The sequence below is a fragment of the Haloarcula marina genome (genome assembly GCF_024218775.1).
In the GTDB taxonomy this organism is placed as follows: domain Archaea; phylum Halobacteriota; class Halobacteria; order Halobacteriales; family Haloarculaceae; genus Haloarcula; species Haloarcula marina.
Window position 1 is genome coordinate 462,652 of the sequence record NZ_CP100404.1, and the last position, 23,374, is coordinate 486,025.

Below are 23,374 nucleotides of genomic sequence, written 5' to 3' on the forward strand. Positions count from 1 at the left end.
GGCAGTCAGTAATAGGTTCGGACTCAGACCCCCGGGACGCCGACTACCTCGACGCCTAACCCGACGAAACTGAGTACCGCGAGGACGAGCAGCGAGGCGAGCCACGCGACGAGGCCGATACCGGCGGCCTTCAGCCACCCGCCGGGGTACTGGAGGTTGATGACGCCGACGTAGACGACCAGTACGATGAGCGGACCGACGAGCGGAAGCCACCCCAGAAACAGCGAGGTGAGCGCCCACGCGACCGACGCGATGGCCGCCGTGACGAGCGCCTTTTGGTAGGTGCTTTTGCCGACGACGACCGTCGCGGCGAGGTGTATCGCCAGCGCGCCGACGAGCAGTCCGACCACGAACGAGAGTATCGTGTCCAGAACCATGTCTATCTGTTCGTGCGCTGACTATAGATGTGTTTGGACGGATCGGTCAGGGTCGTCGCCCGGTCACGCCTCACGAGTCGCCCTCGCTCTCGTTGCCGAGCGACGGGCGGAGGGTCGAAAGCGAATCGACGCTCGGACCGTTGACGACGGTGACCGTCTGCCCGTCGCGGACGACGCGGAACGCGTCGGCGTACGCTTCGCCCTCCGGAATCCGCCACGTCGACTCGCCGACGGACTCGCCGCCGTGGCCGCGAAGCACCTGCACGTAGGCGTCACGGAACTGCTGTGCGTCCGCTTCGCTGTCCCACTGTGTGGTCCAGACGTAGCCGTTCGCGCTCCCGTTCGTGTACAGCGAGAGGCGGTCGTTGCCCCAGCCCTCGGTGGGGACGCTGGTGTAGTTGTAGGTGTCGTACGGCCCGCCGTCCGTCGCGAGGACCTGGTCGCTGTCGACGACGGGGATGTCGTACTCGCGGTCCTGGTACCAGAACATCGCGTACAGCCACGCCTCGCCGATGGTCTCGGTGTCGAACTGTCGCCACTCCCCGTCGGGGGCGGTCTCCGCGTCGAGTTCCTGCGGGCGCTCGTCTGGGTAGCGCTCGGGGTGAATGGTCTGTTCGGTGGCGACCGGCGGAGCGTCGTAGGCGGCGTCGACGGCGTCCCACCCGCCGCGCTCTCGGAGTCGGTCGACGAACACCGGCCCGTCGGAGTACGGTTGGATGCTCCTGAGGTAGACGCCGAGGTTGACATCAGCACCGCTCGCGCTCGTATTCGACGGCCGGGTCGCCACGCACCGCCACGTCCCGTTCTGACAGCGGGCCTCGTAGCGGTCCATCACGTAGTTGGCGTCCCCCTCGATGAGGCCGAGGGCGGCGGTGCGTTCGTCGGCGGTCGGCAGGCCGCCACTGGCGGTGAACACCCCGTCCAACAGCCCAACTTGGTCCTGAAGGGCGTGGGTCAGTTCGTGGACGAGGACCCCCTCGTCGATTCGGGGCCGGTCGGGGTCCTCGACGACGAGGACGAACCGGTCCTGTCCGATGGCGTAGAACCCGCCGACGGTAGCGCCGTCCTCGCCGACCACCACGTCGTAGGCGTCGGTTTCCTCGTCGACCATGAACGTGGCCTCGTACACCTGATTGTAGTACCGTGAGCCGACGAGGCGGTCGAACCTGCTCTGATTGCTGGCGTACTCCTCGCGGGCGACGACGTCGAATTCCACGTCCCGCTGGAACTCCCGGTCGCGGATGGCCTCGACGCGGGCCATCCCGCGGGCGACGAGCGCCGCTCGCTCGCTCTCGTTGAGGCCGTCACTGACGGTCAGGTCGACGGACTCGTTGGCCCAGTAGCCGTTCTCCCAACCCAGTCGGTCGGTTTCTGGGTCTGCCAGTTGCGGCCCGACTGCCGATTGGGTGCCGTTTCCGGCCCCGCTCGTCTCGATGGTCAACTCGTAGGGGCCTGTCGCCCCCCGGTAGCCGGTGACCACGAGCGAGTACGTCCCCGCCGCGGGAGCGACGTACGTGACGCTCTCACCGTCGGTCACCGACGTGCTCGACCGTACCACCGACCCGTCCGGGTCGACGAGAAAAAAATCGAGGTCTCCCTGTGCATGCGAAAAACCGATGCTGGCCGACAGCGACTCGCCCGCCGCCAGTTCGACGGTGTAGACGTCGAGGTCGTTCTCGCTTATCTCCAGTCCCTCGTAGGTTCCCGGGTCAAGCGCTGTCGCGTTCGAAAAATCGTTGTTGGGTTCGAACCGGTCGGTGGCCGGTGACTGTGCCGAACCGCTCGTTTCGATGGTCATCTCGTACGGTCCCGTCGCGCCCTGGAAGCCGACGACGACGAGATAGTAGGTGCCGCTCTCCGTGGCGACGTAGGAGACGCTCTCCCCGTCCGTCACCGACGTACTCGACTGTCGCTCGGCCCCGTCCGGACCGAGCAAGAACAGGTCGAGGTCGCCGACCGAGTGTGAGAAGTCGATTTCGGCCGCGAGCGACTCGCCGGACTCCAATTCGACCGCGTACACGTCGAGGTCGTTCTTGGTGATGTTCAACCCAGTGTACGTCCCCGTCTCGACGGGCGTGGCGCTCCCGAAGTCGTTGTTCGGTTCGAGTTCGCCGACGGTCACCGGAGGCTCGGTCCCTGCGGTGCTGATGGTGAGGTCGTACGGCCCCGTGCCGTTCAGGAACCCGGTGACGACGACGTAGTAGGTCCCCGTCTCACCGGCGACGTAGGAGACGGACTCGTTGTCCGTCTCGGACGTGCTGGACCCGACTACTGACCCGTTCGCCCCGAGCAAGAAGAGGTCCAAGTCGCCCTCCTCGTGCGAGAAGTTGATGCTCGCCGAGACGGACTCGCCCGCAGTGAGACCGACCGCGTAGGCGTCGAGGTCGTCTTCGGTGATGCTTAGGTCTTCGTAGGTCCCCGGTTGGAGTCGCGTGGCGTTGCGCACGTCGTCGTTCGGTTCGAACCGGTCGGGGGTGGTGGCCGGTTCCTCGCCGCCCGAAACGGCGACAGAGAGGTTGTACGGACCAGTCGCGCCTTGGTAGCCGGCGACCGCTAGGTAGTACGTCCCGGACTCGGTCGCGACCGTCGAGACGGATTCGTTGTCCGTCGAGGAGACGCTGGCCTGTCGGACCGACTGCTCGGGACCGAGCAGGAACAGTTCGAGGTCGCCGACCGAGTGCGAGAACTCGATTTCGGCCGAGAGGGACTCGCCCGCTTCGAGTTCGACGGCGTAGATGTCCACGTCGTCCTCGGTAATCTCCAGTCCGTCGTACGTGCCGGGGTCTATCGCCGTCGCGTTGGCGAAGTCGTCGTTCGGTTCGAACTCGCCCTCGGCGGTCGGCGGTCCCGTGCCGGTGGTGTCGAGCGTCAGCGAGTAGTCGTTGGTCGCGTTCTGGAACCCGGTGACGACGACGTAGTAGGTTCCCGTCTCACCGGCGACGTAGGAGACGTTCTCACCGTCCGTCTCCGACGTACTGGACTGCCGGACCGTCCCGTTCGCCCCGAGCAAGAAGAGGTCCAAGTCGCCCTCCTCGTGCGAGAAATTGATGCTCGCGGAGAGGGATTCGCCCGCGGTGAGGCCGACGGCGTACACGTCGATGTCGCCCGCCGTGACGTTCAGGTCGTCGTAGGTCCCCGGTTGGAGTCGCGTGGCGTTGCGCACGTCGTCGTTCGGTTCGAAGCGGTCCGGTCCGGCGGCCCCGTCGGGTGCGGTCCCGCCCGTCGTGACGACGTTCAGGTCGTAGGGGCCGGTCGCCCCTTGGAAGCCGAAGACCACCAGATAGTACGTCCCCGACTCGCCCGCGACGGTCGAGACGGACTCGTTGTCCGTCGCGGAGACGCTGGCCTGCTGGACTGTCTGGTCCGGCCCGTAGAGGTGGAGTTCGAGGTCGCCGACCGAGTGCGAGAAGCCGATTTCGGCCGACAGTGACTCGCCCTGTTCGAGTTCGACGGCGTAGATGTCCACGTCGTCGTCACTGATGTTCAGCCCCGAGTAGGTTCCGGGCGCTATCGCCGTCGCGTTGGCGAAGTCGTCGTTCGGTTCGAAGTCGGCCTCCGCCGACCCGGTCTGTGCGGCGCTGGTGCCCACCATCGCCGTCGTCGCGGCGAGGCAGACCACGGCGGTCAGCAGTACCGCCGAAAGCGCTCGTGTCCGTATCGTTGGTCGTGATGACATCTCTTTTTGCCCGCCAGCAGGTCGCACTGGCAGCCGTCCTATCCGAATGTAGACAATTAGTTATGGGCAAATAGCGAGGCGCTAAGACGGACTTAGCCGGAGTAAGCGGAACCTCAGCCGGTGGGTCGGCGGCGAAAGCACCGACAACGCGCGGGTTGGATGGGAATACCGTTCGGTAAGCAACCGACGGGCAACACGACTATCGGTGCCACCGCGTCCCGACCCGGACCACAAGAGTCAGAACGCCCTCGGTCCGACTCCGCGTATGGTCGATTGGGACGTGTATCTGGTCACGGGGGAGTCGCTGTCGGCGGGTCGAACCACCCGCGAAGTCGTCGAGGCGGCCATCGCGGGCGGCGTCGGCGTCGTCCAGTTGCGCGAGAAGGACCGCTCGGCCCGCGAGCGCTACGAGATGGGGCGTCAAATCCGTGAGCTGACCCGCGAGGCGGGCGTCACGTTCGTCGTCAACGACCGGGTGGACATCGCCCAAGCGCTCGATGCCGACGGCGTCCATCTCGGCGACGACGACCTGCCCGTCCCGGTCGCCCGCGAACTGCTGGGTCCCGAGGCCGTCGTCGGGCGGTCGGTGTCGACGGTCGCGGAGGCCGAGGCGGCGGTGACCGCCGGTGCGGACTACCTCGGCGTCGGAACGGTCTATCGGACCGACTCGAAAGCCGACATCCCCGAAGACGACCACGGCGTCGGTCCGGAACGAGTGGCCGCAATCACCGACGCCGTCGACGTGCCCGTCGTCGGTATCGGGGGTATCACCGCCGAGAACACCGCCGAGGTGGTCCGAGCGGGGGCCGACGGCGTGGCCGTCATCACTGCGATTACGCGGGCCGACGACCCCGAGGCGGCGACGGCGGCGCTTCGCGAGGCGGTCCGACGGGGCCGAGAGGCGTAGCTACCGCGATAATTTCTGTCGGAGACGGAACTCGTCGACGCGGTACTTGAACGCCGGCGACCCGTCCAGCAGGACGTAGGGCACGCGCTCGCCGTACTCCTCGCGGAGTTCGGAGTCGGTGTCCACGTCGACGAGTTCGAGGTCGACTGCCACCCCTTCCTCCTCGGCGACACGCTCGATGGTGTCGATAGCCTCCTCGCAGAGGTGACAGTTCTCGCGCGTGTACACCGTGACCGAGGCGTCGCTCATCATCGGTCGTTGGGACTCGACGGGCAATGGCCTGTCGGTCGCGGCGACGGCTTTTGTACGTCCGACCCTAAGCCGCGGGCATGTCTGGCTGGACCGTCGAAGACATGCCGCCGATGGACGAGCGAACCGTGGTCGTGACCGGGGCCAACAGCGGCCTCGGCTACGAGGGAACCGAAGCGTTCGCCCGGAAGGGCGCGACGGTGGTGATGGCGTGCCGGAGCGTCGACCGGGGGGAACGCGCCGCCGCCGAAATCCGCCACGCCGCCACGGGTGAGTTGGACGTGCGGGAGTGTGACCTCGCGGACCTCGACTCGGTCGCCGCCTTCGCAGAGGGCCTGCGCGAGGACTACGACGCCGTCGACGTCCTCTGTAACAACGCTGGCGTGATGGCGATTCCCCGCCAGGAGACCGCCGACGGATTCGAGATGCAGATGGGCGTGAACCACTTCGGCCACTTCGCGCTGACCGGTCGCCTCCTACCGATGCTGTCCGCGAGCGATGGCGAGGCCCGCGTCGTCACCCAGTCTTCCGGCGCACACGAGATGGGCGAGATGGACTTCTCGGACCTCCACTCCGAGCGCGACTACGGCAAGTGGGCGGCCTACGGACGGAGCAAACTGTCGAACCTCCTCTTCGCGTACGAACTCGACCGCCGACTCGACGACCACGGCGTCGACGACGTGCTGAGCGTCGCCTGTCACCCCGGGTACGCCGACACGGACCTGCAGTTCCGCGGCCCCCGCGAGATGGGGTCGTCGCTCCGAATGGCGGGGATGAAGGTCGCCAACGCGCTGTTGGGCCAGTCGGCCGAGAAGGGCGCGCTCCCGATGCTGTACGCCGCGACGGCCGACGACGTGCTCGGCGGGGAGTTCGTCGGTCCCGACGGCCTCATGGACATGCGCGGGTACCCCGAGTTCCAGCGGTCTAACGCGGCGTCCTACGACGAGGACGACGCCGACCGCCTCTGGACCGTCTCCGAGGCGGCGACCGGCGTCACCTACGACTTCGGTGAGTGAGACGGCGCGGCGGCGTGACCGACCGCGGCGTCCGGCCGCTTTTGTTCGTTGGACTATTGTGGAGCGGTATGGACGGCACACTCGACCACACGATGATTCGCGTCGCGGACCTCGACGAATCGCTGGCGTGGTACCAGACCCACCTCGACTACGAGGAGAAAGACCGCTACGAGGGCGATGGGTTCACCATCGTCTACCTCGGTCCCGAGGAGATGCACGAGGACGGTGCGATGCTGGAGATTACCCACAACGAGGGCGAGACGCCCGAAATCGGGGACGCGTGGGGCCACATCGCCGTGCGAGTCCCCGAGGGGGAACTCGAATCGGCCTACGAGCAACTGATGGACGAAGGCGTCGCGGACTACCGCGACCCCGAGTCCTGCGGCGGCCGCTACGCCTTCGTGAAAGACCCCGACGGCCACGAAATCGAACTCGTCCAGCGCGACCACGGCGCGAAGTGGTCGCTCGACCACACGATGATTCGCGTCACGGACGCCGACGAAGCGCTCGGGTTCTGGACCCGGAAGTTCGGCTACGACGAGGTGGGCCGCTGGGAGGCCGACACCTTCGCGAACTACTTCGTCGAACCAACCGACGCCGCCCCCGAGGCGATGTCCGTCGAACTCACGTACAACTACGACGGCCGCTCCTACGAGATGGGCGACGGGTGGGGCCACCTCTGTGTCAGGCTCGACGACCTACAGGACGACTGGGACCAGCTGATGACCCGGGAGGCCGAGGACTACCGCGACCCCGAGAGCTGTGACGACCTGTACGCGTTCACCAAGGACCCCGACGGCCACGAGATAGAACTGCTCGAGCGGGACCCCGAGGCGGACTCGCTGTTCCCGTTCTGACCCGCCCGACCGGAAGACGCCCACTTTTTCCACGGATGCGGGTGTAGCCCCGGCCGATGCAACCCGTCGAAATCGCCCTCAGACTGCTGGCCGGTATCGGCCTCATCCTCGCGAACGGCTTCTTCGTCGCCATCGAGTTCGCGCTCACGCGGGCCCGGCAGTTCACCGAAGACGAGTTCGTCCGCGACGGCCACCCCGCCCTAGAGCGGGCGTGGGCGATGACCGACGACCTCGAAATCTACCTCACCACCTGTCAGGTCGGCATCACCGCCTCCTCCATCGCGGTCGGTATCGTCGCCGAACCCGCGCTGGCGGCGCTGTTCGAACCGGCCTTCGCCGGGTCGCGGCTGGCGGGTATCGGCCTCGGCGCGGGACTGGCCTTCCTCGTCATCAACCTCGTCCACCTGACCCACGGCGAGCAGACGCCGACCTACCTCGGGGTCGAGCGAGCGCGGTTCGTCTGTCGGTACGGGTCCGGGCCGCTGTACTGGTTCAACTGGCTCATCTCGCCGCTCATCACGCTCGGCGACGCCGTCGCGAAGTGGACGCTGAAACTGTTCGGCGTCGAGATGACGGGTGCGTGGCTCGAAACCGAGGAGGACGTTATCGAGTCCCGTGCGGACCTCCGGAACAAACTCGGGAACGTCCTCGAAGAAGGCGACCTCCCGGAGGAACGGCGCGAGGAAGTGCTGGCGGCGCTTCACGTCGGCGACCAGCAAGTTCGGGACGTGATGGTCCCCATCGAGGACGTGGTGGCGCTGTCGACGACCGACGACGAGGAGACGAACGCCCGGCGGGTCGCCGAGACGCCCCACACCCGTTATCCGCTGGTCGGCGAGGACTTCGAGACGTTCCTCGGTATCGTCTACGTCCCCGAACTGGTCCGGGAACGCGGCGAGGGGGCGTTACTGGACGGCGTGGACCTCGAAGCGGTCGCCGCGCCGCCGATGACCGTGACGGCCGACACGAGCGTCAGCGACGCTATCGACCGCTTCCAGGCCGAACGACAGGAACTCGCGCTGGTCGTCGCAGACGGCGAGGTGGTCGGCCTCGTCACCGTCACCGACGCCTTCGAGGCCGTCGTCGGCGACATCCAAGACCCGATGGACGCCGAGGCGGGCGTGCCTTAGCGGGGCGGCGTGTAGAAGTTGACCGTCTCCAGGGGCGCGTCGCCGTCGTTCTCGATGCCGTGTCGCTCGCCCGCTTCGATGCGGAGCAAGTCGCCCGCGTCGATACGTTGGGTGTCGCCGTCGACGGTGACGAGGCCGGTCCCCGAGACGACGAACAGCCACTGGTCGCTGTCGGCGTGGTAGTTGTCGGGACCGCCGACCGCTCGTCCGGGGTCGACGGTCATCTCGGCGGCCTGTGCCTCGTCGGTGTCCATGACGACCTCGAAGTAGCGGTCGAAGTCGAGGTGTGTCCGCTCCATGTCGGCGGTTCGACCGGGGACGGGGAGTGCGTTTCGGCCCCCGGCGGCGGGTCCCGCGGGTCGCCGCCGACCGCTCGCGGTCGGACAGGGCGGGCAGAATCGGCACAAACGATAGGTCGATGGCGTCCCGAGCGGCACCCGTGACTAGGCGAGCGGTGGAAGACGGGTTCGAGACGTACCTCTCGGACCTCGTCGACGAGACGTACGCGGCGTTCGACGTGGCCGCCGTCCTCCGTGGGTCACGGAGCGGCGGCAGTCGCGCGGTGAGCAAACTCCTGAAGAACAGTCGGCCGCTGGAACGCCGGGTCGTCCGGCCGAAACTCCGCGAGTACCAGCGGACGATTCTCAGGCAGTTCGACTCGGTACTCGACTACGCGGCCGACGACGCCCCTTTCGAGGACTACGCCGACGAGGTGTTACGCCGCGACCTCTACTGGGACGCGCTTCGTCCCCGCGTCCGCGGCGAGCGACGGGAGGCCGTCCGGGAGCGACTACTGGCCCGTCAGCGCGCGTTCGGCGACGACCTCGCACCGCTGGTCGCGGCCGACAGCGACGACTTCTGGGACGCGGTCGTCGAGGCGTACGACCGCGAGGCGGCAATCGACCTCGTCGAGACCCACTTCGTGTTCAGCACGCCCCTGCGCGAGGAGCGGAACGCCTTCGCCTTCGAGCTAGAAATCGACCCCGGCGAGGTGTTGGGCGGTCTCGCGCGGGCGCTGCCGTCGCTCGACGTTGAGTTCACAGACGAAGCGATTCGGTCGATGCGGCGGGCCGAACGGACGGTCATTCCGCGGGCGAAGCGCGACGTAAACGACGCCTTCGATGAGTGAGGGCGTCGTCACTCGTCAGGTGTCGGACGATGGCACCGCGCCGGGGGAAGGCGCGGTGCCGATGGCATGGATTGGTGCACGTGACGGCCCCTGACACGAAGGCGGTCACGTTCTGACTGACGACGGCAGGCATCGGTCGACCACGGAAACGGTTGTAGACTCCATCGGTGTGGGTCACCGCGACCGGCCTGTGGTGGGGGAAAGTGGCCGGGTGCGGTGTCGGCGACGACCTGCCAGTGATGTCCACTCGCCACTCCGATAAATAATCTACGGAAAATGTTACTTTCAATCCGAGTAAGTTCTTTCACGTCACGAACCGCCGATAGCTCACTCTAGACGAGCGTGAAACCGTTCACGAAACAAGTCAGAAATAGTATGTTTGTGTCTCTCCGATGACCCTTCCGGCTCACTCGATGGCCGCAAAGGCGACTTCGACGAGTTCGGGGTCGTAGGTCCAGACCCCGCGATATCGGTCCGCTGACTGCTGTTCGGCCACCAGTGCGCAGTTCTGCGCGCCGGTTCCCTCGTCGTCGAACAGGATGAACCAGTAGCGTTCGAGTTCCCCGTCGATGGCGTGGACGGTCAGCGGTGCGTCGTCGAGGTGGGTCGTATCGCCCTCGGGCGGGACGTAGACGTGGATGTCGATGCGGGTGGCGTTCGCCATCTCGCGGTAGAGGTCGGCCTGCGCTTCGAACGCGGCGCTGGACTGGAAGCCGACGTGCAGGCGGCCGCGCCCCAGTCGCCACGCGCGCTCTTCGAGTTCGCGCGATGTCGCCAGCAACTGTCGCCGGTCGAGCGAGACGAACACGGTGTTGTCGAGCAACTCGTAGATGGCGCGGTACGCGGGGTCGAGGTCGTCTAACTCGGTCGGTCGGCGAATCGGCGGCGCGAGAAAGGCGAGGAGGTCGGTGAGCGAGACGGCCCCTCGGAACCCCGAACCGTCCCGGATGACGACGAACGCGTCCGCGCTGAGAGCGGGAATCTCCCGGCGGTAGACGTCCAGATTTCGGGTCGCCAGCGCGTCCGCGAGGTCCGTCCCCTCGTCACCGGGTGCGTAGACGACGACGCGCTTGCGGTCGTCGGCGGCCGCGGTGAGAATCGTGCCGAGGGACATGGGTTCGGGGTCAGTCCTCGGCCCACCCGTACAACTCCGCGAGTCGTTCGTACTCGCTGGCGAATTCGAACAGGTCGTCGAGGGGGTCCGGAATCGACGCGAGGCGCACCTCGTCGGTGTCCTCGTCGTAGTGGACCAGTCCCATCTCGGAGAGAAGCGGCAGATGCGCGTGGACGAGTTCTATCTTCACCTGCGCCCACTCGTCTGGACCGGTCGGTCCATCGGCGGTGGCCCGCCACCCGACGAGCATATCGGTCACCTCCTCGAGGTCCATCGGCCCCTGCACGCTCAGGAGGGAGAGCACCCGACGGCGCTTCTCGTTCGCTAACGCCTTGAACAGTTCGTCGGGCGGCGGTCCCGAGGTATCGTCGCCCATCGCCGTCTCGTCGAGCGAAAGTCGCCCTCGGGAGTCGTCTTCCTCCGTCATACGTATCACATGCCACAACTACGATAGATTGCGTAATAGGTGTTGTTCTAGTTTAAAGCTCAGCACGCGTATCTGTCGCCGCGTTCACTCCTGATAGGGCCAATCGCCGGTGATTCGCATCCCCTCGGCAAGCCTCTCCGCTTCGAGTGCGGCGGCGATGTCGTCGGGCGAGCGGTGGTCGACCGTCGTTTCGGTCAGGGTCAGCGCGAGTTCGGTCACCAGGACGGCTTGCTCGCGCAGGGTACGGACTTCGAGTTTCTCCAGCGTGTCGGCGTGCGTGTGGCCCCATCCGCGCCCGAGTTTGCCCGTCTCGCTCATCACGTGGATGCCGGGGACGCCCCACCGGACGAACGGCCAGTGGTCGCTGTGCGGACTCTGTTCGGGGCTCGCGGTGAGCGGGTGGTCGAACGCGTCGGCGACCGACTCGACGGCGGCGTCGAGGGCGTCGAACCCGTGGGTGAAACACTCCACCGTCCGCCCGCGGACGACGCCGTCGAGGTTGAGAACCGCCCGAACCGAATCGAGGGCACGCTCGTCGGCCAGTCGGTGGGACCCGACCAGTCCCACCTCCTCGGCCCCGAAGGCGACGAACTCGACGCGGGTCGACAACTCGTCCTCGCGGGCGGCGAGCGTCCGGGCGAGTTCGACGACCAGCGCCGTCCCCGCGCCGTTGTCGCTGGCGCCCTCGGCGATATCGTGGGCGTCGACGTGGCTGGTCACCAGCACTCGCTCGTCGGTGTCGGGGCCGAGTTCCGCGTGGACGTTCTGACTCGTCGCGTCGGGCGTCTCGCAGTCGACGGCGACGGTCACGGGGTCGCCCGCGTAGCGGCGGGCCAGTCGCGCCCCCGTCTCGTTGGCGACGCCGACGGCGGGTACCTCGCCGATGGGGGCGTCCTCGGTTCCGACGCTCCCCGTCGGCGGGAGCATCCCGTCGACGTGATTCCGGTAGACGAACGCCGCCGCGCCCGCCTCGACGGCGTGGTAGAACTTCTCTCGGCGGTGGATGTAGCGGTCGTACCACTCGGGTACGTCCGACCGGACCATTACCACCTTTCCCTCGCAGTCGGTTTCCGCGAAGTCCTCGGGGAGGCCGTAGCCCGCGTCGACGAACTCGCCGGTCGCCGCCCCGGCGGGCGAGCGCGGGAGCGCGATGACCTCGTGGGCGGCGCTCGCCACCGTCTCCTCACCGACCGCGAGACGACTGTCACCGCGGACCCAGCCCTGTATCTCGAACGGTTCGAGGCGGGCGTCCTCGGCGTATTCTGCTAACGCGTCGCGGGTCGCTTCGGCCGCGGCGCGTTCGCCCTCGCTCCCGGCCATCCGGTCGCCGATGTCGACGAGCGTCTCCAAGTGCGACCAGCCTACGTCGCTGGTGAACGTCTCGCCTATCCACGCTGTGTCGGTCATGCCCGCACGTGGGTGGCCGACGGCTTTGAAACTGCCCCCGCTGTTTTCAGGCCCGCCCGCGAACGACGACCTATGCGCGCCGCAGTCCTCGAATCGTACGGCGACCCGCTCGCAATCCGCGACATCGACCCGCCGACGCCCGACCCCGACGGGGCCGTCGTCGCCGTCGAGGCCTGCGGCATCTGCCGGAGCGACTGGCACGCGTGGCGGGGCCACGGCGAGTGGGCCGACGACGACGTGCCGCTGGGACAGGTGCTCGGCCACGAACCGGCCGGGCGGGTCGTCGAGACGGGCGAGCGGGTCCGCTCGATAGCGGTCGGCGACCGCGTCGTCGTGCCGTTCAACCTCGGCGACGGCACGTGTCGCCACTGCCGGAACGGCCACGGGAACGTCTGTGCCGACGGGTGGGCGCTCGGATTCGAGCGCGACGCCCCCGGTGCGTTCGCCGAGCGAGTGGCGGTTCCGCGGGCCGAGTACAACCTCACCGAACTCCCCGACGCCGTCGACTTCGACGCGGCGGCGGCGCTGGGCTGTCGGTACGTCACCGCTTACCACGCCCTCGCACACCGGGCCGACGTTGCCACCGGGGAACGCGTCGCCGTCCACGGATGTGGCGGCCTCGGACTCGCGGCCGTCCAGTTGGCCGCGGCGATGGGCGCGCGCGTCGTCGCCGTTGACCTGCGGGACGGACCGCTCCAACTGGCGCGTGACCTCGGGGCCGCGGCCACCGTCGACGCGTCGGCCACCGAAGACGTGCCGGCGGCGATTCACGACGCGACCGACGGCGGGGCACACGTCTCCATGGACGCGCTCGGGCGCGCGGAGACGTGCCGGAACAGCGTCCGCTCGCTCCGCCCGCGCGGGCGACACGTCCAGGTGGGCCTGACCACCGAGGCCGAACGGGGCGAGGTGGCTCTCCCGACCGACTGGATGACCCGCTGGGACGTGGACTTCCTCGGGTCCCGCGGGATGCCGCCGTCGCGGTACGACGAACTGCTGGCGCTCGTGGCCGACGGGACGGTCGACCCCGGCGAACTGGTCACCCGCCGCGTCGGACTGGCGGACGTGTCGGACCGCCTCGCCGCGATGACGGACTACGGAACCGTCGGCGTGGAGGTCGTCACGGCGCTCTGAGGTCGTCGACTTCGAGCGTCACGCCGCGCTCGGTGGCCTCGTAGGCGCTTTCGAGGAAGGCCGTCACCGCGAGACCGTACTCGCCGGTGACGACTGACTCCGCCGTGCCTTCGACGGCATCGACGAAGTTGCGGAGTTTTTCGCGGGTCAGCGTCTCGAAGTCCCGGGCTTCGGTGATTTCGACTCGACGCGTCGACTCCGGCGTCGTGACGGTCAACGTCCCGTCCCGAAGCGAGATGTGCCCCTCACTCCCCCAGATGGTCAGGCCGTCGTCGGGCACGATGTCGGTGCCGTCGCCGCAGACACAGACCGAGGCGGTGATGCGCTGGCCGTTCCGGTCAAGCGTCGCCGCCAGCGCGCTGTTTACGTCCACGTCGTGGCCCTGCTTGTCGGCGATGCCGGTGACGGCGGCCGGTTCCGCGTCGAGCGTCCACAGCATCGCATCGACGAGGTGGGTCCCCGAGTCGAACAGTTCGCCGCCGCCGGACAGGCCGGGGTTGGTGCGCCAGGTTCCCGCCTGCAGGTCTATCCAGTCCTGTCCGAGGTAGGCGTTGACGGCCGTGGGAGTACCGATTGTGCCGGTGTCGACGAGGCGGCGCAGTTCCCGGAACAACGGGTCGAAGTGCCGCTGGAAGCCGACCTGCAACACCAGGCCTCGCTCGTCGGCCGTCGCGACCAGTTCCCGCGCCGTCGCCAGTTCCGTCGTCAGCGGCTTCTCGACGAAGACGTGACAGTCGGCGTCCATCGCGGCCATCGCTTGCTCGTGGTGGAGCGTGTGGGGCGTACAGACGCTGACGGCTTCGAGTTCGTCCTCGTGGGCGGCGAGCAAGTCGGCGGTCGATTCGTAGGCGGGCCGGTCGAACTCGGCTTCGAACGTCTCGCGAGCGTCGGGCGAAACGTCGACGCCGCCGACGAGAGTCACGTCGTCGAACGACGCGTAGTGGGCACATTCTCGGCGGCCGAGTCCACCGAGTCCGAGGGCGGCGATAGTGACGGTCATACCGAAGTCGACGGCTATCGGGGGGATAAAACTCACCGCCGGGTGGGGATGGGTTCCCGCCGACCCCGACTCGCCTACGACTCGGCGAAGAAAGCGTCGTACTCGGAGATGAACGCCCGAATCTCGCGGGACTCCGGAGCCTTGTTGTGGCGCATGAAGTAACTGGCGACGGTGTTCGCGAGGACCAGGGCCGCGCCGTCCGAGAGGTCCTCGGCGAGTGCGAGGGTCATCCCGCTGAGGAAGTGCTCGTCGACGTTGCGCAGTTGGTGGGGATTGACGACCTGCGGGGCCTTCGCCGAGAGCACGCCCTCGTGCGAGGCCAGCGTCGCGCCGCGTTGGGAGTGCATCACGTACCGCGTCACGTCGAGGCGGTCCCGCACTCGCTCGACGGTCGGGGCCGTCTCGTCGCCGTTGTCCAGCAGGGTATCGCGGAACCGCCGCGTCTGGTTCCGATTCGCGGTCACCGTCACCGGAACGGTGTCGTCGAGCGTCGCCAGCGCCGCACACCCGCGTTCCAGTTCGGCGGCCGATAGCTGGTCGACTTCGCCGGGGACGAAGTGGACGTGGCGCGGCGGCGAACTGAGCATCGGCCACACCTCCTCGCCGAGGTGCTCGATGACGTCGGCCAGTTCCGGTGTCGAGTACCACGACCCCATGCTGAGGACGGACTTCCCGTCGATATACTCGGCGAACGCCGACGCGCCGATGCGGTCCACGATGCGGTCCCAATCGAGCGGTTCGGGGTTCGGTTCGGTGAGCAGGAACTTCCGGTCCTCGAACCAGACGTAGTCCGTGCTGGTGGTCTGTCCGAGGCTGACGAGCGTCTGGTTGCGGAAGCGGCGGGCGAATTCCGAGCGAATCGGGTCGCCCATACGGCCGATGAGGGTCACGTCGTAGCCGAGTTCGTCGAAGACGCTGCCGACGTGAGCGACGAGGCCGCCTGGTTCGGTGCGCGTCTGTCGCCACTCGACGCGCGGCGGGGACTCGCTGGCCTCGTAGCGGACGAGCGCCTCCCGGAACGAGTCGAACTGCCGAATCTGCTCGTACTCGCCGCCGGGTTGGCGCTGGATGAACTCCCGCATCCGGTCGATGAACGCGTCGAAGCAGAGGGCAACCGACCCGTTCCCGAACTCGGTCGGGAGTTCGGCCTTACACGCCTCCAGATGGCGTCGCGTCTCGTCGTCGATAGCGGCGGTGTGGCTCGTTCCGTTCTGCCGGAGTTCGATGGTGTCGGCGGTGTAGTCGACGTTCCGCGTCCCGACGCCGCCGACGGTAATCATCGGGGAACTCACTTCGTCCGTCGCCGTGTCGACGTTGAGCGTCAGCGAGGCGCGGATGTCGTACTCCGTGTAGTAGTAACTGGTCAGCGTCCCCTGTTTGGTCACTTCCTCGCCCGTCTCGGTGTCGTACCCGTGGAAGGTGATTTCGAAGGCGTCGACCGGTTGGCTCTCGGTGAGGACCGACACGTCGGCCAGACAGTCGCGGATGCGCATGTACTGTTTCGGGAGCGTCGGCCGTCCGGTCGACCGTTCCAGCGGTTTCGCCAGCGGCCAGATGGACTCGGAGACGAACCGGTCGAGGACCATCGCGAGACTCGGATTCGTGATGTAGTAGCCGTGGCGTTCGTCGTCGACGTAGTCGTGGCCCTCCTGCACCCAGTAGAGGCCCCGCTGTCGGTCGGCGGTGAGCGCGAAGTCCTCGCGCGTCGAGACGAGTCGCACTTCGTCGACGGTGTCGGGAATCGACACGTCCGGCGTCCCGCGCTCCTTTTCCTCCGGCGAGACGTTCGAGACGATGAGGCGTATCTGCTGGTCGACGCACTGTTCTAAGTCGTCGACGACCGACGGCAGTCGGCCGACTGGGACCAACAGGAGGATGTCCTGTTCGGCGGTCTGCAACAGGTCGCTGACGTACCGCTTGATGGTGCTTTCGCTCTTGAACAGGGCGACGCCGCTCTCGACGGTTTCGACCGTCTCGTGAAGCTCTTCGAGGTATCCCTCCGCGCGCGAGAGTTGGTCGCGTATCGAGGAGAACGCCTCACCGGGGTCGACGGCGTAGGCCTTCTGCGGGTAGTCGTCGATGACTTCCACGAACCCGCGTTCGCGGAGTCTGTCGACGATGTCGTAGACGCGCTGTTTCGGGACGTCGCTCGTCTCGGCGATGTCGGTCATCGTCTGTGTTCCACCCCGAACCAGCGCGAGGTACACCTCCGTCTCGTAAGTCGTCAGGTCGACGTTGTCTTGCAACGTCTCGCGAAGGAGGGCGAGCTTCGCGTCGTCCTCGGCGGTCATTGGTCGATGCTAGGGCTTCCGAAATAAGCCGTTTGCTGAACGAGCCTGCGGGTCGTGCTCATGAAACACTATACCACACCGATACACATAATAGTATAGACTTTCCTCACGATAGTTGTGAAAATGAATGCTCGTGACGGCCCACTACTGAACGACACGCCCTCACAGACGGCCCGCCTCACCGTCGGTGCCGTCGATTCAACCGACGACACCGACACGCTGGCGCTCTCCGCGCTCGATGTCGACAGTCTCGAAGACTACGACGCGCTGTGGTGGCACCGCGAGTCGGCGCTGGACGCCGACGCGCGGGCGGCACTCGACGCCGCGGGGGACGCCATCCGGTCGTTCGTCGCCGACGGTGGCGGCCTCCTCCTCACGCACGGGGCCGTCGAAGCGGCGTCGCACGTCGGAATCGAGACGCACGCGCCCGACGCCATCGGTTCCGTCGATGGAGACGAGAGCGGTTTTCTCGTCCGTCGCGCGTACGAGGACCATCCGATATTCGACGGTATCGGCACGCTCCGTCCCGATTCCGCCGCCACCGGTGACGCCGTCTCCGTCCACTACGAGACGCTGTACCCGAAGGACGCCGACGTACTGGCGGCCCGAACCACCGACGGGGAAGACGACCCCGCGAAGAAGTCGGTACTCCGGTGGAGCCACGGCGACGGCCGCGTCGTCGGCGTCGGCCACGGCCTCGACGACCGGGAGACGGACCTCCAAGAACGGCTTCTCGACAACTGTCTGGCCTACGTCGCGGGCGCGGGCGAGGACCCCGCGACGGTCGGCCGACCGAAGGAACGCGCGGCGTTCGAAGCGCTCCGCGAGGCCGTGCCCGACGCGACGAACCGTCCGGCGTACCACTTCACGCCGCCCGCGAACTGGCTCAACGACCCCAACGGCCTCGTCCAGTGGAACGGCACGTACCACCTGTTCTACCAGTACAATCCGGCGGGACCCTTCCACGACACTATCCACTGGGGCCACGCCACCTCCGAGGACCTCGTCCACTGGGAGGACGAACCGATAGCGCTCGCACCGGACCCGGGCGGTCCCGACGAGACGGGCGTCTGGTCGGGGTGTTTTGTCGACGACGACGGGACCCCGAGCGTGCTGTACACGGGCGGGGCCGGGCGGGACCAACTGCCGTGTCTCGCCCGCGCGACGGACGATTCACTCGTCGAGTGGGAGAAGTCACCGGCGAACCCGCTGGTCGAGGAGACGCCCGCGGGCGTCGACGTCCTCGACAGCATCGACTGGCGCGGGGAGTTCCGCGACCACTGCGTCTGGAAGGAGGGAGAGACGTGGTACCAGCTAATCGGGTCGGGTATCGACGGCGAGGGCGGGGCCGCCCTCTTGTTCGAGTCGACGGACCTCGTCGAGTGGGAGTACTGCCGCCCGCTGTTGACCGGAGACTGGCGCAAGACCGGGCCGATGTGGGAGTGCCCCGAACTGCTCCGCTTCGACGACGGCGCGCTCTTGCACGTCTCTGATTACGCGAAGGTGGCGTACTTCGTCGGCGAGTACGACGAGGCGACCCACGCGTTCGACCCCAGCGACGACGGACTGCTGGACCACGGCGTCTTCTACGCCCCGCAGTCCTTCGAGGACGACGACGGCCGGACCATCATGTTCGGCTGGCTCAAGGAGGAGCGAGACGCAGAGGCCCAGTGGGACGCCGGGTGGTCCGGCGCGATGTCGCTCCCACGCGTCGTCTCGCTCACCGACGAGGGAACGCCCGAATACTCGCTGCCCGAGGAACTCGAAGCCCTCCGCGAGACCCATCACTCGTTCAGCGACCTCACCGTCTCGCCCGACGGACCGAATCCGCTCGCCGACATCGAGAGCGACACCGTCGAGGTGAAACTGACCGTCGACGCCGACAACGTCGGCGAGTTCGGCCTCGTCCTGCGGGAGACGCCCGACGGCGAGGAGCGGACGGTCGTCCGCTGTCTGGCGCAGTATCGCTCTCTCGTCGTGGACCGGTCGGAATCGTCGGTCAGCGACGCCGTCGACGACTCCCCGGCGCGGATGCCCATCAACCTCGACGACGACGGCACCTTCTCGTTGCACCTGTTTCTGGACCGCTCGGTGGTCGAACTGTTCGCCAACGACGCGCAGGCCTTGGCGACCCGAATCTACCCCACGCGGGCCGACAGCACCGGTCTCGGCCTGTACGCCGCGGAGGCCGACGTGACCGTCGAGCGCCTCGACGTGTGGGAGTTATCGAGATGAAGAAGGATTATTCACTGGAGTTGGGAAAACTTGATATGGATGGGGCCGAGTTGTTGTGGCGATGAGTCGTATCATAATCAACAATGTACGAAAGGAGTACGACTCCGACGCTGGCACGATACGTGCCGTCGACGACGTGAGCCTCGACGTCGAAGACGGGGAGTTCCTCACCATCGTCGGTCCGTCAGGTTCGGGGAAGTCGACGCTCCTGCGGATGATTGCCGGGTTGGAAGACATCACCGGCGGCGAAATCAAAATCGGCGATACGGTGGTCAACAACATCGCTCCGCAGAACCGCGGCGTCGCGATGGTGTTCCAGAACTACGCGCTGTATCCGCACATGAGCGTCCGGCAGAACATGTCCTACGGACTGAAACTGACCACGGACCTCGACAGCGAGGAGATTCAGCGCCGCGTCGAGGACACCGCCGAGATGATGGGTATCGGCGAGTTGCTGGACAAGAAGCCGAACAACCTCTCGGGCGGCCAACAACAGCGGGTCGCCACCGGCCGCGCCATCGTCCGGCAACCCGACGTGTTCCTGTTCGACGAACCGCTCAGCAACTTGGACGCCAAACTCCGCCTCCACATGCGCACGGAACTCCAGCGCATCCAGGAGGAACTGGAGACTACCTCCGTCTACGTCACGCACGACCAGACGGAGGCGATGACGATGTCCGACCGCATCGTCATCCTCAAGGACGGCACGATTCAGCAGGTCGGCACGCCCGCCGAGGTGTACGCCGACCCGGTCAATCGGTTCGTCGCCGATTTCATCGGGTCTCCCTCGATGAACTTCTTCGACGTGTCGCTGGACGACGGGGTCCTTTACGGGGACGACTTCGAGTACGCAATCCCGAGCGACCTCTCGACAGTCGTCCGCGAGAACGCCCGGAGCGACGACCTCGTCCTCGGTATCCGGCCGGAACACGTCACCGTCGACACGGACGGTGCTGACACGGTCACGGCGACGCTCGACGTTCTCGAACACGAGGGGAGCGACAACTACCTCTACCTCTCGAAGGGCGACACGGAGTGGACGGTCCGCGTCGACGGCAACACCCGCTTCGAGTGGGGCGAGACGGTCGAGTTCACGCTCCCGCAGGAGCACCTGCACGTCTTCGACGCGAAGACTGGCGAGAACCTCGTCGTCGACGAGGGCATGACCGCCGAGGCCGACGGTTCCTCGGTCACCGCATAGCACGACAACCAACGGCAAGCGACACCAGATACCATGACGAAACACACCAACGAAACCGACGCCTCGAACAGCACCACAATCACTCGCCGCCGCGCGCTGAGCGCGGGCGGGGCCGCACTCGCGACGGGCATCGCCGGATGTGCCGGACTGACCGGTGGCGGTGGCGGCGGTGGCGGCGGCAGTAGCGACGGGAGCAGCGGCGGCGACGGCGCGTCCAGCGGCGACGTGGAAATCGACTACTGGATGTACTTCGGCGCGCAGGAGCGCGAGGAGATGACGGCGCTCATCGAGGAGTTCAACGCCCAAGACAACGGCATCCACGTCAACGCACAGGGCATCCCGTTTGCCGAGTTCCTCAACAAACTGTTCACCGCGGTCAACTCCGGCAACGCGCCCCACGTCGCGAGTTACTACGGTTCGTTCGGCCGCCACCTCGAACCCGTCACGCACTCCATCGACGACTACCTCTCGGACGGCGCGAAGAACGAGTACTTCGACATCGCGTGGAACAACCTCCAGGTCGACGGGTCGACGTACGCCCTGCCAATCGACATCCACGGCAAGGCGCTGTACACGAACGACAGCGTGCTGGAGTCGGCCGGTGTCGACCCGGACTTCACCGACTGGCAGGCGTTCTCCGACGCCTGTGACACCATCGTCAGCGACACTGACTCGCGGGCCTTCTCGTTCCTCAACTGGAACATCGGGCAGGCCGCCTTCCGCGCGTACATCATCGCCCTCACGCAGGCGGGCGGCGATGTCGTCACCGGCGAACCCGGCAACTACGAGGTGGTCTACGACAACGAGGTCGGAATGGAGACGGCCGAACTGATGGCCAGCATCACCGGCGAGCGCGGCTGGGACATCCCGCAGTTCCAGAGCGACGCCGCACGCGTGCAGGACTTCCTCTCGGGTGACCTCGGGATGTTCATCGCCGGGACGTGGTCGGTCAACAACTTCGAGAACGAGAACGGCGAACTCCCCGAAGACCTCGACTTCAGTTTCCAGAAGCCGTTCATGTTCCCCGGCGACGGCGACGAGGTGGCGTGGTGTGAGTCCAACTCGCTGTACTTCCCGACGAACCCGAACCACTCCGAGGCCGAGAAGCAGGCCGCCGTCGAGTTCGCCGAGTACGTCACGCAGAACAACACGCTGTGGGCGTCGGCCGGTGGGCACCTGCCCGCGGCGGAGTCCGTCGCCACCTCCAGCGAGGTGAAGAACACCGCGCTCTGGCAGGACTACGGCACCATCTCGACGATGTACGACATGGTCACCAACGGGCAGGTCCGCTACCAGCCCAAGACTTCGGTCAACATCAACAGCGACCGGTACTGGGGCTCGTTCATGGACATGTACCTCCAGAACACCGACGTGCAGTCCGGTGTGAAAAGCAGCGCCGACGCGCTCCGGCAGGCCCTCGACCAGTGAGGATAGACCATGAGTAACGTCGAAGCGACCACCGAGACCCGGACCGCAAGCCGCTGGGAGCGGCTGTTCGACCGGTCCACCCGGGAGCTACTCGTGGGGCTGCTGTTCGCCGCCCCGTACCTCGTGCTGTTCGCGGTGTTCCTCCTGTACCCCCTCCTGAAGGGGCTGTACATGAGCCTCCACGAGTGGAACTTCCTCGAACCGTCGAAGTCGACGTACGTCGGCTTGGAGAACTACGCCAGACTGCTGGAGGACCCGGCGTTCTGGAACGCGCTGTGGAACACACTTGAGTTCGTGGGGATGACGGTGCCGCTCATCGTCGGCCTCAGCCTCGTCCTCGCGCTCGGCCTGAACAAGGAACTGAAGGGGTCTCGCCTCCTCCAGTTCGTCTACTTCAGCCCGTACGTGCTGACCGTCTCCGTCGTGGGCATCATCTGGGCGCAGATGTTCGCACAGGGCGGCGTCGGCACGCAGTACTTCGGGTGGCTGTTCAGCGGGTCGCCGCTGAACTCGAAGTTCTGGGCCATGCCCGTCATCGTCATCACGACGGTGTGGTGGCAGGCGGGATTCTACTTCGCCGTCTTGCTCGCGGCCCGACAGAACGTCCCCGAGCGACTGTACGAGGCGGCGCGCCTCGACGGGGCCGGGCCGTGGCGCATGTTCCGGGACATCACGCTCCCGCACATGAAGAACGCGCTCCTGTTCGTCGTCATCGCCTCGACTATCTTCCAGTTCCAGGTGTTCGGTCAGCCGTACCTGATGACGAAGGGTGGCCCGGTCGGCAACACGGAGACGCTCGTGTACTACCTCTACGAACTCGGGTTCCAGACGCGCGAACTCGGGTTCGGGGCCGCCGTCGGCTACACGCTCCTGCTGATACTGGTCGGCGTGTCGGTGCTCAACTACGTCCTCGTGGGAGGCAACGATGAGTAACGCCGACGCGACGCAGTCGCTGACCGAACGGGTGACCGACCGGGACACGCTCTACCGCATCGGCCTGTACGTCGTGATGTACGGGCTGGCGATAGCGTTCTTCGTCCCCTACTGGCGGATGTTCCAGCTATCGGTGACGCCGATGAGCGTCCTCTCTCAGGGCGGATTCCACTGGATACCGCCGGAGGTTACGCTGGCGGTGTGGCAGCGGTATCTGGTCGACGAACCCATCATCTACCAGTGGGCGTTCAACACGCTCACCATCGCCAGCATCACGACGGCCATCGTGTTGCTCGTCGACTCGATGATCGCCTTCTCCATCACCCGACTCGACTGGCCGGGGCAGGGCCTGATTCTGGGCGTCATCATGGCGAGCTTCATGATTCCGGGCTACGTGAACATCATCCCGCTGTACACGCTCATCAACGACCTCGGCCTGATGAACTCCTACTGGGCCATCATCCTCCCCTTCGCGGCCGGACCGCTCGGGGTGTTCCTGCTCGTCCAGTTCTTCCGGGACATCCCCGAGGAGTTGGAGGAGGCGGCCCGCCTCGACGGCTTCTCGTCGCTGCGCATCTACGCGCGCATCATCCTGCCGCTGTCGACGCCCATCCTCACCGCGCTGGGACTGTTCGTGTTCATCTGGAGTTGGAACCAGTTCCTCTGGCCGCTCATCGTCCTGAACGACGACGCGCTGTACACGCTGCCGGTCGGTGTGGTGACGCTGCGGGACGTGAACGCCCTCGCGCCGAACGTCATCATGACCTCGCTCGCGCTGGCGTCGCTCCCGCTGTTCATCATCTTCCTGCTGTTCCAGGACAAACTCATCTCCAGCGTCCAGATGCAGGCGGGGACGGGGTGAC

Annotated in this window: 20 protein-coding genes; 11 read left to right on the forward strand and 9 right to left on the reverse strand. The window is 66.6% G+C overall.

All coding sequences use genetic code 11. From position 1 onward, the window contains the following. Window positions 1-23: 23 nt before the first annotated feature. Together NJQ44_RS02450 and NJQ44_RS02455 are read right to left on the reverse strand one after the other, a co-directional pair. Window positions 24-377 carry a hypothetical protein gene (locus NJQ44_RS02450; protein WP_254273098.1) on the reverse strand — a complete coding sequence of 118 codons (354 nt, stop codon included), beginning with the start codon at window positions 375-377 and terminating at the stop codon, window positions 24-26. A gap of 70 nt (window positions 378-447) precedes the next feature. After that, window positions 448-4,053, reverse strand: a complete 3,606-nt coding sequence (locus NJQ44_RS02455) for an Hvo_1808 family surface protein (RefSeq protein WP_254273099.1) — start codon at window positions 4,051-4,053, stop codon at window positions 448-450. Window positions 4,054-4,318: 265 nt separating this feature from the next. Between NJQ44_RS02455 and thiE the strand changes: the two genes are divergently transcribed. Beyond that, a complete protein-coding gene (gene thiE / locus NJQ44_RS02460; RefSeq protein ID WP_254273100.1) occupies window positions 4,319-4,960 on the forward strand; it encodes a thiamine phosphate synthase in 642 nt (213 codons plus the stop codon). Here thiE and NJQ44_RS02465 read toward each other — a convergent pair whose 3' ends face one another. Then, a complete protein-coding gene (locus NJQ44_RS02465) occupies window positions 4,961-5,209 on the reverse strand; it encodes a glutaredoxin family protein (protein WP_254273101.1) in 249 nt (82 codons plus the stop codon). An 80-nt stretch (window positions 5,210-5,289) separates the two neighbouring features. Between NJQ44_RS02465 and NJQ44_RS02470 the strand changes: the two genes are divergently transcribed. The 3 genes from NJQ44_RS02470 (at window position 5,290) to NJQ44_RS02480 (ending at window position 8,212) form a co-directional block, all read left to right on the forward strand. Further along, window positions 5,290-6,225: an oxidoreductase gene (locus NJQ44_RS02470; RefSeq protein ID WP_254273102.1), complete on the forward strand. Its 936-nt coding sequence runs from the start codon at window positions 5,290-5,292 to the stop codon at window positions 6,223-6,225. A 68-nt stretch (window positions 6,226-6,293) separates the two neighbouring features. Further along, window positions 6,294-7,082, forward strand: a complete 789-nt coding sequence (locus tag NJQ44_RS02475; protein ID WP_254273103.1) for a VOC family protein — start codon at window positions 6,294-6,296, stop codon at window positions 7,080-7,082. 56 nt (window positions 7,083-7,138) lie between these two features. After that, a complete protein-coding gene (locus NJQ44_RS02480) occupies window positions 7,139-8,212 on the forward strand; it encodes a hemolysin family protein (protein ID WP_254273104.1) in 1,074 nt (357 codons plus the stop codon). Here NJQ44_RS02480 and NJQ44_RS02485 read toward each other — a convergent pair. Then, window positions 8,209-8,511: a cupin domain-containing protein gene (locus tag NJQ44_RS02485; RefSeq protein ID WP_254273105.1), complete on the reverse strand. Its 303-nt coding sequence runs from the start codon at window positions 8,509-8,511 to the stop codon at window positions 8,209-8,211. The two genes, NJQ44_RS02480 and NJQ44_RS02485, sit on opposite strands and share 4 nt — an antisense overlap. A gap of 140 nt (window positions 8,512-8,651) precedes the next feature. Here NJQ44_RS02485 and NJQ44_RS02490 point away from each other — a divergent pair, with 140 nt between their 5' ends. Then, window positions 8,652-9,341: a hypothetical protein gene (locus NJQ44_RS02490; protein WP_254273106.1), complete on the forward strand. Its 690-nt coding sequence runs from the start codon at window positions 8,652-8,654 to the stop codon at window positions 9,339-9,341. A 406-nt stretch (window positions 9,342-9,747) separates the two neighbouring features. Here the strand turns inward: NJQ44_RS02490 and NJQ44_RS02495 are convergent, their stop codons facing one another. The 3 genes from NJQ44_RS02495 to NJQ44_RS02505 form a co-directional block, all read right to left on the reverse strand. Further along, on the reverse strand, window positions 9,748-10,455 hold the full coding sequence (locus NJQ44_RS02495; RefSeq protein WP_254273107.1) for a DICT sensory domain-containing protein: 708 nt from the start codon (window positions 10,453-10,455) through the stop codon (window positions 9,748-9,750). A gap of 10 nt (window positions 10,456-10,465) precedes the next feature. Continuing rightward, window positions 10,466-10,882, reverse strand: a complete 417-nt coding sequence (locus tag NJQ44_RS02500) for an ArsR/SmtB family transcription factor (RefSeq protein WP_254273108.1) — start codon at window positions 10,880-10,882, stop codon at window positions 10,466-10,468. Between the two features lie 84 nt (window positions 10,883-10,966). Then, a complete protein-coding gene (locus NJQ44_RS02505) occupies window positions 10,967-12,289 on the reverse strand; it encodes a M28 family peptidase (protein ID WP_254273109.1) in 1,323 nt (440 codons plus the stop codon). A 72-nt stretch (window positions 12,290-12,361) separates the two neighbouring features. On the opposite strand from NJQ44_RS02505, the gene NJQ44_RS02510 reads away from it, so the two are divergent. Beyond that, window positions 12,362-13,423 carry a zinc-dependent alcohol dehydrogenase family protein gene (locus tag NJQ44_RS02510; protein ID WP_254273110.1) on the forward strand — a complete coding sequence of 354 codons (1,062 nt, stop codon included), beginning with the start codon at window positions 12,362-12,364 and terminating at the stop codon, window positions 13,421-13,423. Here NJQ44_RS02510 and NJQ44_RS02515 read toward each other — a convergent pair. Continuing rightward, complete coding sequence (locus NJQ44_RS02515; RefSeq protein WP_254273111.1) at window positions 13,410-14,423, reverse strand: Gfo/Idh/MocA family protein; 1,014 nt, start codon at window positions 14,421-14,423, stop codon at window positions 13,410-13,412. The genes NJQ44_RS02510 and NJQ44_RS02515 overlap by 14 nt on opposite strands. A 74-nt stretch (window positions 14,424-14,497) precedes the next feature. Then, window positions 14,498-16,714, reverse strand: coding sequence for a TrmB family transcriptional regulator (locus tag NJQ44_RS02520; RefSeq protein ID WP_254273112.1), 2,217 nt, complete (start codon window positions 16,712-16,714; stop codon window positions 14,498-14,500). Between the two features lie 123 nt (window positions 16,715-16,837). Here NJQ44_RS02520 and NJQ44_RS02525 point away from each other — a divergent pair, with 123 nt between their 5' ends. The 5 genes from NJQ44_RS02525 (at window position 16,838) to NJQ44_RS02545 (ending at window position 23,373) form a co-directional block, all read left to right on the forward strand. Next, a complete protein-coding gene (locus tag NJQ44_RS02525; protein WP_254273113.1) occupies window positions 16,838-18,949 on the forward strand; it encodes a GH32 C-terminal domain-containing protein in 2,112 nt (703 codons plus the stop codon). A 61-nt stretch (window positions 18,950-19,010) separates the two neighbouring features. Then, on the forward strand, window positions 19,011-20,150 hold the full coding sequence (locus NJQ44_RS02530; RefSeq protein ID WP_254273114.1) for an ABC transporter ATP-binding protein: 1,140 nt from the start codon (window positions 19,011-19,013) through the stop codon (window positions 20,148-20,150). Window positions 20,151-20,183: 33 nt separating this feature from the next. Then, a complete protein-coding gene (locus NJQ44_RS02535; RefSeq protein ID WP_254273115.1) occupies window positions 20,184-21,578 on the forward strand; it encodes an extracellular solute-binding protein in 1,395 nt (464 codons plus the stop codon). A 9-nt stretch (window positions 21,579-21,587) separates the two neighbouring features. Continuing rightward, window positions 21,588-22,511, forward strand: a complete 924-nt coding sequence (locus tag NJQ44_RS02540; protein WP_254273116.1) for a carbohydrate ABC transporter permease — start codon at window positions 21,588-21,590, stop codon at window positions 22,509-22,511. Next, the gene (locus NJQ44_RS02545; protein WP_254273117.1) at window positions 22,504-23,373 is read left to right on the forward strand and encodes a carbohydrate ABC transporter permease; all 870 of its coding nucleotides are present in this window, start codon (window positions 22,504-22,506) and stop codon (window positions 23,371-23,373) included. Before NJQ44_RS02540 ends, NJQ44_RS02545 begins: the two co-directional genes overlap by 8 nt. The last annotated feature ends 1 nt before the right edge of the window (window position 23,374 follow it).

Excerpts from the sequence above, each read along its gene's own strand:
- NJQ44_RS02485 (WP_254273105.1), bottom strand. The coding sequence starts at position 8,511 with ATGGAGCGGACACACCTCGACTTCGACCGCTACTTCGAGGTCGTCATG.
- NJQ44_RS02540 (WP_254273116.1), top strand. The coding sequence starts at position 21,588 with ATGAGTAACGTCGAAGCGACCACCGAGACCCGGACCGCAAGCCGCTGG.
- NJQ44_RS02510 (WP_254273110.1), top strand. The coding sequence starts at position 12,362 with ATGCGCGCCGCAGTCCTCGAATCGTACGGCGACCCGCTCGCAATCCGC.
- thiE (WP_254273100.1), top strand. The coding sequence starts at position 4,319 with ATGGTCGATTGGGACGTGTATCTGGTCACGGGGGAGTCGCTGTCGGCG.
- NJQ44_RS02500 (WP_254273108.1), bottom strand. The coding sequence starts at position 10,882 with ATGACGGAGGAAGACGACTCCCGAGGGCGACTTTCGCTCGACGAGACG.
- NJQ44_RS02535 (WP_254273115.1), top strand. The coding sequence starts at position 20,184 with ATGACGAAACACACCAACGAAACCGACGCCTCGAACAGCACCACAATC.
- NJQ44_RS02455 (WP_254273099.1), bottom strand. The coding sequence starts at position 4,053 with ATGTCATCACGACCAACGATACGGACACGAGCGCTTTCGGCGGTACTG.
- NJQ44_RS02505 (WP_254273109.1), bottom strand. The coding sequence starts at position 12,289 with ATGACCGACACAGCGTGGATAGGCGAGACGTTCACCAGCGACGTAGGC.
- NJQ44_RS02525 (WP_254273113.1), top strand. The coding sequence starts at position 16,838 with ATGAATGCTCGTGACGGCCCACTACTGAACGACACGCCCTCACAGACG.
- NJQ44_RS02545 (WP_254273117.1), top strand. The coding sequence starts at position 22,504 with ATGAGTAACGCCGACGCGACGCAGTCGCTGACCGAACGGGTGACCGAC.
- NJQ44_RS02470 (WP_254273102.1), top strand. The coding sequence starts at position 5,290 with ATGTCTGGCTGGACCGTCGAAGACATGCCGCCGATGGACGAGCGAACC.
- NJQ44_RS02520 (WP_254273112.1), bottom strand. The coding sequence starts at position 16,714 with ATGACCGCCGAGGACGACGCGAAGCTCGCCCTCCTTCGCGAGACGTTG.
- NJQ44_RS02495 (WP_254273107.1), bottom strand. The coding sequence starts at position 10,455 with ATGTCCCTCGGCACGATTCTCACCGCGGCCGCCGACGACCGCAAGCGC.
- NJQ44_RS02450 (WP_254273098.1), bottom strand. The coding sequence starts at position 377 with ATGGTTCTGGACACGATACTCTCGTTCGTGGTCGGACTGCTCGTCGGC.
- NJQ44_RS02515 (WP_254273111.1), bottom strand. The coding sequence starts at position 14,423 with ATGACCGTCACTATCGCCGCCCTCGGACTCGGTGGACTCGGCCGCCGA.
- NJQ44_RS02530 (WP_254273114.1), top strand. The coding sequence starts at position 19,011 with ATGAGTCGTATCATAATCAACAATGTACGAAAGGAGTACGACTCCGAC.
- NJQ44_RS02475 (WP_254273103.1), top strand. The coding sequence starts at position 6,294 with ATGGACGGCACACTCGACCACACGATGATTCGCGTCGCGGACCTCGAC.
- NJQ44_RS02465 (WP_254273101.1), bottom strand. The coding sequence starts at position 5,209 with ATGAGCGACGCCTCGGTCACGGTGTACACGCGCGAGAACTGTCACCTC.
- NJQ44_RS02480 (WP_254273104.1), top strand. The coding sequence starts at position 7,139 with ATGCAACCCGTCGAAATCGCCCTCAGACTGCTGGCCGGTATCGGCCTC.